Source organism: Bacillus sp. IT-79MI2, assembly GCF_949768135.1.
Lineage (GTDB): Bacteria > Bacillota > Bacilli > Bacillales > Bacillaceae_G > Bacillus_A > Bacillus_A pseudomycoides.
Map to the genome: position 1 here is coordinate 45,696 of NZ_CATKPV010000117.1, position 13,663 is coordinate 59,358.

Sequence of the window (13,663 nt, forward strand, 5' to 3'; positions counted from 1 at the left end):
TCTTAAATTAAGTAATATTCAAATAATTCACAAGAAATGAGAGAGTCACATGCTTCTTCAAGGAACACATCGAATTGGTCGTATGGCCATGTTGTTGGCGCTTGCGGACGAGAATGAAAGTCCTGTATTATCCATTCCAAAAGGTTGGAAATATTGTACTGGGAAAGTTGGTTCTATGAATTCGCAAAAGGTTGTCGCAGCAATGGAAACAGCGGCTAAAAGCAACCAAGTTATTGAAACAGACGTTTACAGAGAAACGCATGCACTTTATCATGCAATCATGGAAGCGTTGTACGGAGTGACGAGAGGTCAAATTCAGTTAGCAGACGTTCTTCGTACGGTAGGTCTTCGGTTTGCAATTGTGCGCGGTACACCATACGACGGGAAAAAAGAAGGCGAATGGCTTGCTGTTGCACTTTATGGAACGATAGGTGCGCCTGTAAAAGGATCTGAGCATGAGGCGATTGGTTTAGGAATTAATCACATATGATTTGCCCATAGTCTATTAGTTAGAAGGGGGCCTTGCTTTTTGGGACAGAAGTCTGTCTTAAAAAGGTAAGGTCCCCTTTTGCTCTTTTAAGGAGGAAAAAGGATGATTACGTTAACAGGATATTCATTGACAGTAGAAGAAATGAAACGTTTGTTGTTTGAAGGGGAAGGGGTAACAGCTTGCCCAAACAGCATGCAAAAAGTGGCTGAGTGCCGTGAAGTTGTAGAAAAAATCGTAGAGGATGGAAAAGTTGTTTACGGTATTACAACTGGGTTTGGAAAGTTTAGTGATGTACTCATTCAGAAAGATGATGTAAAGGCACTACAACATAACTTAATTCAATCACATGCATGCGGAATTGGCGATCCATTCCCTGAAGAAGTATCGCGAGGAATGTTGATTTTACGCGCTAATACGATGTTAAAAGGTGTATCTGGTGTTCGTCCACTTGTTGTAAATAGGCTGTTAGAGTTTGTAAATCGTAAAATTCATCCAGTTGTCCCGCAGCAAGGTTCATTAGGCGCGAGCGGTGATTTAGCTCCATTATCCCATCTTGCTCTTGTTCTATTAGGTGAAGGGGAAGTGTTCTATAAGGGGAAACGCGTTCATGCGATGGTAGCTCTGACAGAAGAAGGTTTAGAGCCAATCGAATTAGAAGCGAAAGAAGGGCTTGCATTAATCAATGGTACGCAAGCGATGACAGCGCAAGGAATCCTTTCTTATATAGAAGCTGAAGCGATTGCTTATCAATCAGAATTAATTGCTTCAATGACAATCGAAGGATTGCGCGGCATTATCGATGCATTTGATGAAAATGTGCATAAAGCACGTGGCTATAAAGAACAAGTGGAAGTTGCAAAGCGTATTCGCGATGTACTTCAAGATAGTAAACTTGTAACAAAGCAAGGGGAACTTCGTGTACAAGATGCATACTCACTTCGCTGTATCCCGCAGGTACACGGTGCTTCTTGGCAAGTTTTAAATTATGTTAAAGAAAAATTAGAAATTGAAATGAACGCAGCAACAGATAATCCACTTATTTTTGATGGAGGGGAAAAAGTGATTTCTGGTGGGAACTTCCACGGTCAGCCAATTGCATTTGCAATGGACTTTTTGAAGGTCGGAATGGCAGAACTTGCGAATATTTCTGAACGCCGTATTGAGCGTCTTGTGAACCCGCAGTTAAATGATTTGCCGCCATTTTTAAGTCCAGAGCCAGGACTACAATCTGGTGCAATGATTATGCAATACGCAGCAGCTTCACTTGTTTCAGAAAATAAAACGCTAGCTCATCCAGCAAGTGTTGACTCAATTCCATCATCCGCTAACCAAGAAGATCATGTAAGTATGGGAACAATTGCTTCGCGCCATGCACATCAAATCATTCAAAATGTAAGACGCGTTTTTGCAATTGAAATGATTTGTGCAATGCAAGCGGCGGAATATCGTGGTACCCAAGAGATGAGTACAGTAACGAAAGCATTTTATCACCAAGGACGTCAGCAAGTACCGTCAATTACAAATGACCGTATTTTCTCAACAGATATTGAAAATATTACACATTGGTTAAAAACAAGTCGCTTTACATTAGAACGATTGGATGCAAATGCAACACTATAAAAAGGGAAAAGGGAGAGATTAAAATGGAAAACGTAAAACAAACAATTCGCGCGCCAAGAGGGACAGAATTACAAACTAAGGGCTGGATTCAAGAAGCGGCACTTCGTATGTTAATGAATAATTTAGACCCAGAAGTAGCTGAAAAGCCAGAAGAATTAGTTGTATATGGTGGCATTGGTCGTGCAGCTCGTAACTGGGATAGCTATCATGCCATTGTTGATTCGTTAAAAACTTTAGAGAGTGATGAAACGTTACTTGTTCAATCTGGTAAACCAGTTGCAATTTTTAAATCACATGAAGATGCACCGCGCGTACTTCTAGCAAATTCAAACTTAGTACCTAAGTGGGCAAACTGGGATCACTTCCGTGAACTTGAGAAAAAGGGTCTTATGATGTATGGACAAATGACAGCTGGTAGCTGGATTTATATTGGTACACAAGGGATTTTACAAGGAACATATGAAACATTTGGAGAAGCAGCACGCCAACATTTTGGTGGTTCATTAAAAGGGACATTAACGCTTACAGCTGGTTTAGGCGGTATGGGTGGTGCACAACCTCTTGCTGTTACGATGAACGGTGGGGTAGTCATTGCGATTGATGTAGATAAACGCAGTATCGATCGTCGTATTGAAAAAAGGTATTGTGATATGTACACAGAATCGTTAGAAGAGGCATTAGCTGTTGCGAAAGAATATAAAGAAAAGAAAGAGCCAATTTCAATTGGACTATTAGGAAATGCTGCAGAAATTTTACCAGAGCTTGTGAAACGTGACATTACACCAGACTTAGTGACAGATCAAACGTCTGCACATGATCCATTAAATGGTTATGTTCCAGTAGGCTATTCATTAGAAGAAGCGGCAAAACTTCGTGAAGAAGATCCAGAACGCTACGTACAATTATCAAAAGAAAGTATGAAAAAACATGTAGAAGCAATGCTTGCAATGCAACAAAAAGGTGCCATTACATTTGATTATGGTAATAACATTCGCCAAGTTGCTTTCGATGAAGGGTTAAAAAATGCATTTGATTTCCCAGGATTCGTTCCAGCGTTTATTCGTCCATTATTCTGTGAAGGAAAAGGGCCATTCCGCTGGGTAGCACTTTCTGGCGATCCAGAAGATATTTATAAAACAGATGAAGTAATTTTACGTGAATTTGCTGATAATGAGCATTTATGTAACTGGATTCGTATGGCACGTCAGCAAGTTGAGTTCCAAGGTCTTCCATCACGTATTTGTTGGCTTGGTTACGGAGAGCGTGCAAAATTCGGGCGTATTATCAATGAAATGGTTGCAAACGGTGAATTATCAGCACCAATCGTTATCGGCCGTGACCATTTAGATTGTGGATCTGTAGCTTCACCGAACCGTGAAACAGAAGCAATGAAAGATGGCAGTGATGCAGTAGCGGATTGGCCAATTTTAAATGCTTTAATCAATAGTGTTAATGGTGCAAGCTGGGTATCTGTTCACCACGGTGGTGGCGTTGGTATGGGGTATTCACTTCACGCTGGAATGGTTATTGTTGCAGACGGAACAGAAGCAGCGGGAAAACGCATTGAACGCGTATTAACTTCTGATCCTGGAATGGGAGTTGTTCGCCACGTTGACGCAGGGTATGACTTAGCTGTTGAAACAGCAAAAGAAAAAGGCGTTAACATTCCAATGATGAAATAAGGAGGAAGAAACATGCTGGACATTTTACTAACGAATATCGGTCAATTGCTAACAATGGATCAAGAAGATGGCTTGTTAAGACAGGAAGCGATGAACACGCTTCCTGTTATCGAAAATGGTGCAGTGGGTATTGAAAATGGTATTGTTACTTTCGTTGGCACAGCGGAAGAAGCAAAAGGGTTGCAAGCAAAAGAAACCATCGATTGCGAAGGGAAAATGGTTTCTCCAGGGCTTGTTGATCCGCATACGCACCTTGTATTTGGTGGGTCTCGTGAAAATGAAATTGCTCTTAAGTTACAGGGAGTACCGTATTTAGAAATTTTAGAACAAGGCGGCGGTATTCTTTCAACTGTGAATGCAACAAAACAAGCGTCGAAAGAAGAGCTTGTACAAAAGGCGAAGTTTCATTTAGATCGCATGTTGTCATTTGGTGTTACGACAGTGGAAGCAAAGAGTGGCTATGGATTGGACGATGAAACAGAGTGGAAACAATTAGAAACGACGGCACAATTGCAAAAAGAGCATCCAATTGATTTAGTTTCAACATTCTTAGGAGCACATGCAGTTCCGAAAGAGTACAAAGGGAAAGCAAAAGAGTTTTTACAATGGATGTTAGATTTATTACCAGAAATGAAAGAAAAACAATTAGCTGAGTTCGTTGATATTTTCTGTGAAACAGGGGTATTCTCTGTAGAAGAATCGAAAGACTTTTTATTAAAAGCAAAAGAACTTGGATTTGATGTAAAAATTCATGCAGATGAAATCGACCCACTTGGCGGTGCAGAAGTAGCGGCAGAAATTGGTGCGGCATCAGCGGACCATTTAGTTGGAGCATCAGATAAAGGGATTGAAATGCTAGCGAATTCCAATACAGTTGCAACGTTACTCCCAGGAACGACTTTCTACTTAAATAAAGAAAGCTTTGCACGTGGGCGTAAAATGATTGATGAAGGTGTAGCGGTTGCGTTAGCGACAGATTTTAATCCAGGTAGTTGCCCAACTGAAAATATTCAACTTATTATGAGCATTGCGATGTTGAAATTGAAAATGACACCAGAAGAAGTCTGGAATGCTGTAACAGTTAACTCAGCGTATGCGATCAATCGCGGCGATGTTGCTGGGAAAATTCGTGTTGGACGTAAGGCTGACCTAGTTTTATGGGATGCATATAATTATGCGTATGTACCATATCATTACGGTGTAAGTCATGTAAATACAGTATGGAAGAACGGTAATCTTGCATATAAAAGAGGTGACAAAACGTGGAGCAAGGCCACTATTTAAAGAAAAATGCAAAGTTTATTGATCGTGAAGTAACGAAATGGAGTGATATGATTAAAGGCTGGGAAGAGGGAGAAGAAATCTTTGGTGCAGCATTAATTGGCGCACCGCTTTCTAAACCATCTATTAGTCATTCTGGTGCATGTTTTGCGCCGAAAACCATTCGCGCAATGCTAGATGCATATAGCACATACGCGATTACAGAAGAGCATGATATGAAAGAAAGTGTCTTGTATGATTGTGGTGATATTAGTATGCATGTTACAGACATAAAAGAAAGTCATGCTCGTATTACTAAGACGCTCGGCAGTTTGATGAAATTGAATCCGCAAATGGTACCAATCGTTCTTGGTGGTGATCATTCCATTAGCTTTCCTAGTATAAGTGGTTTTGCAAGTAGTAAAGGGAAAGTCGGTATTATCCAATTTGATGCGCATCATGATTTACGAAACCTAGAAGATGGGGGACCGTCTAATGGAACACCATTTCGTAGTTTACTAGAGAATGATGTGATCACAGGGAAACAGCTTGTTCAAATTGGAATTCGTAATTTTTCAAATGCTCGCACGTACCATGAATATGCAAAAGAGCATGGTGTGACGGTGTATACAATGAAGCATGTTCGTGAGAGAGCGATTAAAGATATTATTACAGAAAGTATTGACATCTTACGTAGACAAGGGGTTACAGCTATTTATGTTTCTCTTGATATGGATGTATTAGATCAAGCATTTGCACCAGGGTGTCCAGCGATTGGTCCAGGAGGCATGGATAGTATAACTTTACTTGATGCTATAACAGCACTTGGGCAAGAACCAATCGTTCAAGGTATGGATATTGTAGAAATTGATCCAACGCTTGATTTTCGTGATATGACAAGCAGGATAGCTGCTCAAGTGATTATGAGTTTTTTATTAGCAAGAGAAACGATTAGTAGGCAGGTTAGTATATAAGCGAAGGGATTCTCTTATACTTAGTAACATGAAAGATAAGTGAATGCACATGAGGAATTTTAAAAGCGATGTCTCGTCTTTCATGTTGCGCATTATATAAAAAACACATCACTTTTATATGAAGTGATGTGTTTTTTTTGTTCTACAAGTTTTAAAATTAGCGAGGTATGAGGTGTTTTAGTTGTGTCCAAAAGAAAGTAAGTTATTTACTGCATATTTCATAATGCAAGTAGACAAAGAACATGAATCACTAGTGCTCTTTTATAATCATATAAAGTTTTTTAACATAAAGGTGTAGAGCTTTATGCTGAAAGAATCGTAGAGTGAACAGGATAGTGTTTGTCATGAATTGAAACTTATTTTTTTATGATAAAAGCATATTATTTTAGTGTTTTGTGCCATTTGATTTTTTAAGGGTAAATGAATTGACATGGAAAATAATTCTGTGATATTATAAAAATTTTGCTAAAAAAATAAATGTGTGTTAAGCTTGAGAAGGTTACCATATATGGAGGTGGATTATTTGTTTCAAATTGGCGATAACATTGTTTATCCAATGCAAGGAGCAGGTATAATTAAAGCCATAGAAGAAAAGGAAATCTCAGGTGAAAAACAACAGTATTATGTCATAAAAATGTCGGCCAGTAATATGGAAGTAATGATTCCTACGGGGAAAATATTGAATTCAAATATACGACCAGTTACAGATATAACGGCATTAACACACATAATGGATATTTTTCAGCATGGAGAATCAGATAGATTACTTACGTGGAAACAAAGATATAAAGTGAACACAGATAAAATAAAAACGGGTAAAATACAAGAAGGTGCTGAAGTTGTACGTGATTTAATGCGTATGCAGAAAGAAAAAGCACTTAATGCAAGCGAAAAGAAAATGTTAGATAACGCACATGAATTTTTGATTAGTGAACTGGGATTAATTGAAGGTATCACAGAAAATCAAATAAAAAGCTTTTGTTAAGATTTATTGTAGATAATGTATTACATCCCAAAAAAGATCTTGAATTTTTTGGGGATATAATTATAGAGAATCAATCATTTCAAAGACATTCAACTCTTTCAAACCACTTTTAGAGCATTAACCTCTTTTGTTATTACTACAAACTAATCCATTTTTATTTTTTAATTTCTTTTACGAATGTTCGAAGTTTAATTAAATAACTCGATAAAATAGTTACTTGATTTTTGCAATCCTGATTCACACTGGCACGGACGAGGAGCCGTAAGGATGGAAGAGAGGTAGGGCTTTCATTGTTTTAGGTATATATAAGTTATTATTTCTGGAAGAATAATGAATCAATCGCACTTCTATCTTTAAGAATTTTTCACATTTGCTAATATAGTAAATAGTAATTGTTTATCTTTGTACGAAAAAGAGATAAACGAAATGATAGCGCCATATGGTCAACTATAAAAAGGGTTTCCTAATTTGGAAACTCTTTTTATTTTATGTTTATTATTTTTGTTAATTTAATATGCAGATACTATATGATGAGAACTTATAAATTGACGTGGTCGTTCAAGAGAAATTATGATGCGTTTATAGTTAGTTTTTTGATTGAATCAAGGGGGGAAAAGAATGACAAGTTCAAATAATAAAGCGGTAAGTATTTACGAAGGTACGAACATAAATAATTGGGGATCCTTTGAAAATATTGAGGAAATAAAGTTGTTTAATCCGATTCAAATTGGGACATGGTCTCTTCGTAATTGCGTGGCGATGGCACCGATGACTCGTTGTTTTGCTAATGATGAGACGGGAGTAGTTGGGTCTGATGTAGTCGAGTATTATCGTAAACGAGCAGCTGATGGTGTTGGTTTAATTATTACAGAAGGAATAGTAATTAGCCCAAGAGCAAAGGGGAATCCAGGTGTCCCAGGTATTTATACACAAGAACAAATTGATTCCTGGAAACCAGTAACAGATGCAGTACATAAAGAAGGTGGAACAATTATTGCGCAAATATGGCATGTAGGACGTATGAGCCATCATGAACTAACAGGTGGATTCTTACCACAAGCACCTTCTGTGATTGCTGCTCAAGGAAATGTCCCACGTTTTCGGAAGCCTTTTGATAATCCAGAAGCGATGACGATAGAAGAAATTCAAGAAGTTATTGGGCAGTATGCACAAGCTGCTAAAAATGCAATAGAGGCTGGATTCGATGGCGTCGAAATTCACGGTGCACATGGATATTTAATCGATCAATTCGCTTATGAATTTGCGAATGATCGAAAAGATAAGTATGGTGGAGATTTAAAGCAACGATTAACGTTTATGAAAGAAGTTGTGCAAGCTGTAATAGAGGCGGTTGGTGCAGATAAAACACTACTGCGTTTCTCAGCCTTTAAAGGGGATAACCCTAGTTATATGTGGGGAAATCCGGAGGAAGCAATTAAAACGTTTATAAATATGTTCCGTGAAGTAGGATTAACGATGATCCATCCTTCAACAATGAACTATACGCAAGTTATAGCTGACGGAAAAAACTTACATCAATTAGTTCGTAAATATTGGAATGGTATAATTGTAGGAGTGGGGAATTTAAATCCAAAAGAGGCAGAAGAAGCACTACAAGAAGGAACAATTGATGTAGCAGCATTTGGTAGACCATTGATTTCTAATCCGGATTTTGTTCATCGTGTTAAACGCGGGGAAAATTTAGAGGAATACGATGCGAAACAGCATCTTGCTACATTGATATGAATAATAATAAAAGAAGAGCACATAAGGTGTTCTTCTTTTATTATGTAAGCAAAAAATATAAGAGAATGGCATGATAGGGGGAAGCGAAAATGAATGAAACGCTACTCGTTATTATTAGTATATTACTATTGTTAATCTTGCTGTTCATTATCTTTTTTATGGCTACATTCTTTATTAAGAAACGAACACATCATTCTATATTGAAACTCCATCCGTATCTAGGAAGGATGCGTTTTTTATTGGAGAAGATAGGGCCTGAATTTCGGCAATATTGGTTTGATAATGATACAGACGGAAAACCTTTTTCACGTTATGATTTTCAAAGTGTAATGTTTTTAGCAAAATATCGATCTGAAGTTCTAGGTTTTGGCTCGAAACGGGATTTTAATGCATCTGGATATTATATTGCAAACACTCTATTTCCAGTTCTTACAGAAGAACTCAATGTGGACCTTTCTGAAGAGCATGCTGCAAAAAAATATGTAATTCATAAAGAAGGTGTGTTTTCTAGAAAAGAAAAATTAACTGTAGATGAAACAAATCTTTGGCTATATGAGGAAGATGATGCAATTGTAGTTGGAGAGAATCGTAAATTTCCATGGAAAATATATGGAATGTTTGGGGCATCTGCTACTTCTTATGGTGCAATTGGTGAAAATTATATTTTATCTACAGGATATGGATCGAAAATGGCAGGGGGGTCATGGATTAATACAGGTGAGGGTGGTGTAATTCCAGAGCATATACAAACAGGTGCAAATATTATTGCTCAAATCGGTCCAGGTTTATTTGGATATCGTGATGAAGAGGGGGGGTTTTCAATGGATGAGTTCGTAGTTAAAGCTAAAGAGCCGAATATTAAAGCATTCGAACTGAAATTTGGGCAAGGTGCAAAAATACGCGGTGGACATTTAGAGGGACAAAAAGTGAATCGGAAAATAGCTGCTGTTCGAAAAGTAAAAGAAGGGGAAACGATAAATTCACCAAATCGTTTTGCGTTTTTATATCATGCTAAAGACGCCTTGCGTTTTATTCATGATTTGCAAGAAAAAGGTGGTAAACCAGTTGGAATGAAAATAGTTATCGGGCAACAAAAACCGCTAGAAGAGTTATTACAAACGATGAAGGAATTAAATATTTATCCAGATTTTATTACAATTGATGGCTCGGAAGGAGGCTCCGGTGCCACTTATAAATCGATGGCAGATAGTATGGGGATACCACTTATACCAGCACTCATTACGTTTGTTGATACAGCCTGTCGTTTTGATGTTCGAGATAAGTTGAAAGTTTTTGCATCGGGAAAATTAGTAACACCTGATAAAGTAGCAATAGCCTTAGCAATTGGTGCCGATGCAGTTAATTCTGCACGCGGATTTATGATGGCAAGTGGGTGTATTATGGCACTTCAGTGTCATTCCGGACAATGTCCTTCGGGGGTTGCGACAACGAATCCACATTATCAAAAAGCATTAGACCACAATGAAAAAAAGTGGCGCGTGATGAATTATATTGTGAGCATGAGATATAGTTTGTTTGCGTTATCAGCAGCGGCAGGGGTGAAAAGTCCACGGCATTTAACAAGGGATCACATTGTATTTAAAGATGAAACAGGTAGAGTTATTCCGTTATCGAAATTATTTCCAGTAGTAGGTGAAAAGTGAGAGAAATAGCACGAAACATTCCTTGCACTTTGGCGGAGGGGATGTGCAAAAAAAACATCATTATATTTTCTGGATATTTTGACTTTAAGTTTTTTAGAAAGTGGGTTTATAAAGATTTTTTCGTGGATGGAAACAATACTGGAGCAAGTGACAGAATAAAATATTAGTAAATTACTATAAAAAGAGTAAATAGAAAGATCTATTTACTCTTTTTCCATTTCGTTATTATTTGGCAACGGGGAGATGGGTAATCGAATATCTACAGTTGTTCCTTTATTTAACTCACTTGAGATTTGAAGTTTACCGTAATGTTCTTCGATTATTTTGTAGCACATCATTAAGCCTAATCCAGTTCCTTTTTCTTTCAAACTATAAAAAGGTTCTCCTAAACGAGAAATACGATCTTCTGGAATGCCACACCCCTCATCTATAATACGGATTAAAATGAAATTCTCATCTACTTGCTTTGTTTGAATGAAGATATTTCCTCCGCGAGGCATGGCTTCAATCGCATTTTTAAGTACATTAATAAAGACTTGCTTTAGTTGATTACCATCACATTGAATTTCTGGCATAGTCGAAAGATGATCCATAATAATATGTGTACTATGCATGATGGCGGTAGGTAAAATAAAGGTTACTACTTCTTCAATTAATGATTGGATTTGGTGAGAATGAATAGATAACACTTGTGGCTTAGACATTGCCATAAATTGACTTGTAATGGATTCCATTTGTGAAATTTCGCTAAGCATAACATCTATATACCATTTGTTTTGTTCGCTAATATCGGGTTGCAATAATGTTAAGAATCCCTTTAAGGCCGTTAACGGGTTGCGGATTTCATGAGCGATTCCTGCTGTTAGTTGTCCGACTACTGCTAATTTTTCAGATTTTCGTAGTAATTTTTCTGTTTTCTTTAATTCAGTAACATCCCTGCCCATAACAATAAGGCCTTTTCGTGAGCCATCAGGATGGAAGAGTGGAACTTTTGAAAGATCCAAGATAAGGTTGGACGTACTTTTATGAATAATAAATTCTTCGCCATGAATAATTTTCTTTTGTTGCCATGCGAGTTCATCAATTTGTTCACAATGTAAAAATGCTTCGCGGTACGCTTCATTATATTGAACGAGTTCACTATCTTTTTTTCCGTGATAAGGAACATCATGAAAATCAAAGCAAGAAAGTGCGTAATCATTTGCTTCAAGCCAGCGCCCTTCATGATCTTTAAAGATGACAAAGGCAGGCATTGAGTCCATCAATGTGCGCAATCGTTTTTCGCTCTCTTTTAACATTTTTTCGATTTTTTCAGATTTCTCGAGTGGCTTCATAATTGCATATACACCTGAGAGATGATTTTTAATAAAAATAGGGACTAATTTTGTAACTACATCTATTTGATATCCATCTTTATGGTGGATAGAAAGTATGTATTCTTCTTGATTATCAGCTGTAGTATTTTTTATAAATTGCAGTACTTGATCAGAAATATGTGCTTCTATAATAGAAGTAATTGTTTTTCTTTCTAATTCCTCTGAAGTATATCCCAATATTTTTTCCGCAGAGGGATTAATATGTAATATGATTCCTTGTAAGTTCAATGAAATAATACCATCAGGATTATGTTCAAAAAGAGATGCGTACATTTCTGTTAAAGTACAATTTTGAATATGATTTCGCAAACGGCGGGGTATAGCCGAATGACGACTTTTTTGAATAGATGAGAACTTTTTTCGACTCATAATTTTTCCTCCGTGCAACTAGCATCTAAAACAGATTCAATAACCTATTATAAATATAATATATGAAAAACATTATATATTTCTATAAAAAACAAATTTACAGAATAATCTGTGTTTTTTATTCTTTTTAATTAAGTTGTTATTAAAGCGCCTTCTTCATTATAGAACAAATGATATGCCTGTGGCTGTTAAGTAAATCTTATGGAGTTTTATAAAACTTATATAAGTTATTTTTAAAGCAGTATACTATAAAATAAAAATATAAAGGAGGAGAGAGATATGGCAGGTTATATTCAAGGGATTGACCATGTACAAGTAGCAGCACCAGTAGGGTGTGAAGAAGAGGCAAGAGACTTTTATGGAAATAAAATAGGTTTAGAAGAGATTCCGAAACCAGAAGAATTAAGAAAACGTGGCGGTTGTTGGTTTCGTTGTGGAAATCAAGAAATTCATATAGGAGTTGAACAAACTTTTTCTCCGGCTAAAAAAGCGCATCCAGCTTTTTATGTTCAGGGGATCGATGAATTTAAGGAAAAACTAATCGGGCAAGGGATTCAAGTCATAGATGATTATGCTCGTCCAGATATAATTAGATTTTATGTTTCAGATCCATTTGGAAATAGACTAGAATTTATGGAGAATAAATAAAAAAACTAGGTGGAACTTCACCTAGTTTTTTAACCTCTCCTAAATAACCCTAATACTTCAACAGTCTCCGTAATATTAACGAATGCTTGTGGATCAATTTCAGAAATGGCTAGTTTCATACCAGCAAGCTCTTCACGTGAAACAACAGTCATAAGTACATGTTTTTTCTCACTTGAATACGCACCTTCACCATCAAGAAGTGTAATTCCTCGCACAACAGTGGAAAGGAGTTTCTTTTTCATTTCTTCTGCTTGATTTGTTACAATCATAAGTGTAACTTTACGATGTTTCGTATGAACGGCATCAATTACTTTACCTGTTACATAGATTGAAAGTAAACTCGTTAACGCCACATCCCAGTTGAAGAAAAATCCAGCAATGACAACAACGACTGTATTTAAAATGATAAGAAAACCACCAAGTTTAATATCTCTTTTGCGAGATAGTAGCATACCAATAATATCAAATCCACCTGTTGAACCATGGCAATTAAAGACAAGGCCAACTCCTGCTCCGGCAATTACGCCTCCAAATATAGAAGATAGAAGTGGATCTGTTGCAACGACTTGTACTGGAATCAAATATAATGCTACTGATAATACAACTACAGAGACGATTGTATTAAAAATTATTTTTTTTCCAAGACCTATGTACCCTAAAATAAGAATAGGTAAGTTTAATGCGAAGTTAATAATGCCTGTGTTTACAGGGGTTACAATTCCTAAGATAATAGCAATTCCGCCAATTCCACTACTTAAAATCTTGTGGGGGATAAGGAAAAGATTAAAGGCAATTGCAACAATGATAGAACCAATGATAACTCCAAGAAATCTGACCATCTTTTTCCCG

General features: G+C 36.9%; 11 protein-coding genes. 9 read left to right on the forward strand and 2 right to left on the reverse strand.

The window, feature by feature from the left end; all coding sequences use genetic code 11:
* The first annotated feature begins 49 nt into the window (after positions 1–49).
* From hutP to ACM6HU_RS25750, 8 genes are all read left to right on the forward strand, one after another.
* Positions 50–490, forward strand: coding sequence for a hut operon transcriptional regulator HutP (gene hutP / locus ACM6HU_RS25715; RefSeq protein ID WP_003199156.1), 441 nt, complete (start codon positions 50–52; stop codon positions 488–490).
* A 102-nt stretch (positions 491–592) separates the two neighbouring features.
* Positions 593–2,110: a histidine ammonia-lyase gene (hutH, locus tag ACM6HU_RS25720; RefSeq protein WP_016131817.1), complete on the forward strand. Its 1,518-nt coding sequence runs from the start codon at positions 593–595 to the stop codon at positions 2,108–2,110.
* A 23-nt stretch (positions 2,111–2,133) separates the two neighbouring features.
* The gene (gene hutU, locus ACM6HU_RS25725) at positions 2,134–3,792 is read left to right on the forward strand and encodes a urocanate hydratase (RefSeq protein WP_016131816.1); all 1,659 of its coding nucleotides are present in this window, start codon (positions 2,134–2,136) and stop codon (positions 3,790–3,792) included.
* A gap of 12 nt (positions 3,793–3,804) precedes the next feature.
* On the forward strand, positions 3,805–5,076 hold the full coding sequence (hutI, locus tag ACM6HU_RS25730) for an imidazolonepropionase (protein WP_016115745.1): 1,272 nt from the start codon (positions 3,805–3,807) through the stop codon (positions 5,074–5,076).
* Positions 5,055–6,026, forward strand: a complete 972-nt coding sequence (gene hutG / locus ACM6HU_RS25735; RefSeq protein WP_016131815.1) for a formimidoylglutamase — start codon at positions 5,055–5,057, stop codon at positions 6,024–6,026. Before hutI ends, hutG begins: the two co-directional genes overlap by 22 nt.
* Before the next feature lie 523 nt (positions 6,027–6,549).
* Entirely contained in the window at positions 6,550–7,011 is a 462-nt protein-coding gene (locus ACM6HU_RS25740; protein ID WP_170927953.1) for a CarD family transcriptional regulator, read from the forward strand.
* Positions 7,012–7,629: 618 nt separating this feature from the next.
* Entirely contained in the window at positions 7,630–8,757 is a 1,128-nt protein-coding gene (locus ACM6HU_RS25745) for an alkene reductase (protein ID WP_016131814.1), read from the forward strand.
* 89 nt (positions 8,758–8,846) lie between these two features.
* Positions 8,847–10,421, forward strand: a complete 1,575-nt coding sequence (locus ACM6HU_RS25750; protein WP_016131813.1) for an FMN-binding glutamate synthase family protein — start codon at positions 8,847–8,849, stop codon at positions 10,419–10,421.
* Positions 10,422–10,624: 203 nt separating this feature from the next.
* On the opposite strand, the gene ACM6HU_RS25755 is transcribed toward ACM6HU_RS25750, so the two are convergent.
* Positions 10,625–12,166, reverse strand: coding sequence for a BA3702 family sensor histidine kinase (locus ACM6HU_RS25755; RefSeq protein ID WP_016131812.1), 1,542 nt, complete (start codon positions 12,164–12,166; stop codon positions 10,625–10,627).
* 279 nt (positions 12,167–12,445) lie between these two features.
* Between ACM6HU_RS25755 and ACM6HU_RS25760 the strand changes: the two genes are divergently transcribed.
* Positions 12,446–12,814, forward strand: a complete 369-nt coding sequence (locus ACM6HU_RS25760) for a VOC family protein (protein ID WP_016131811.1) — start codon at positions 12,446–12,448, stop codon at positions 12,812–12,814.
* Between the two features lie 29 nt (positions 12,815–12,843).
* Here the strand turns inward: ACM6HU_RS25760 and ACM6HU_RS25765 are convergent, their stop codons facing one another.
* A complete protein-coding gene (locus tag ACM6HU_RS25765; RefSeq protein ID WP_016131810.1) occupies positions 12,844–13,653 on the reverse strand; it encodes a YitT family protein in 810 nt (269 codons plus the stop codon).
* Positions 13,654–13,663: the final 10 nt, after the last annotated feature.

Coding starts and splice junctions, on each gene's coding strand:
- hutP (WP_003199156.1), top strand. CDS start 50: ATGCTTCTTCAAGGAACACATCGAATTGGTCGTATGGCCATGTTGTTG.
- hutH (WP_016131817.1), top strand. CDS start 593: ATGATTACGTTAACAGGATATTCATTGACAGTAGAAGAAATGAAACGT.
- hutU (WP_016131816.1), top strand. CDS start 2,134: ATGGAAAACGTAAAACAAACAATTCGCGCGCCAAGAGGGACAGAATTA.
- hutI (WP_016115745.1), top strand. CDS start 3,805: ATGCTGGACATTTTACTAACGAATATCGGTCAATTGCTAACAATGGAT.
- ACM6HU_RS25745 (WP_016131814.1), top strand. CDS start 7,630: ATGACAAGTTCAAATAATAAAGCGGTAAGTATTTACGAAGGTACGAAC.
- ACM6HU_RS25750 (WP_016131813.1), top strand. CDS start 8,847: ATGAATGAAACGCTACTCGTTATTATTAGTATATTACTATTGTTAATC.
- ACM6HU_RS25755 (WP_016131812.1), bottom strand. CDS start 12,166: ATGAGTCGAAAAAAGTTCTCATCTATTCAAAAAAGTCGTCATTCGGCT.
- ACM6HU_RS25760 (WP_016131811.1), top strand. CDS start 12,446: ATGGCAGGTTATATTCAAGGGATTGACCATGTACAAGTAGCAGCACCA.
- ACM6HU_RS25765 (WP_016131810.1), bottom strand. CDS start 13,653: ATGGTCAGATTTCTTGGAGTTATCATTGGTTCTATCATTGTTGCAATT.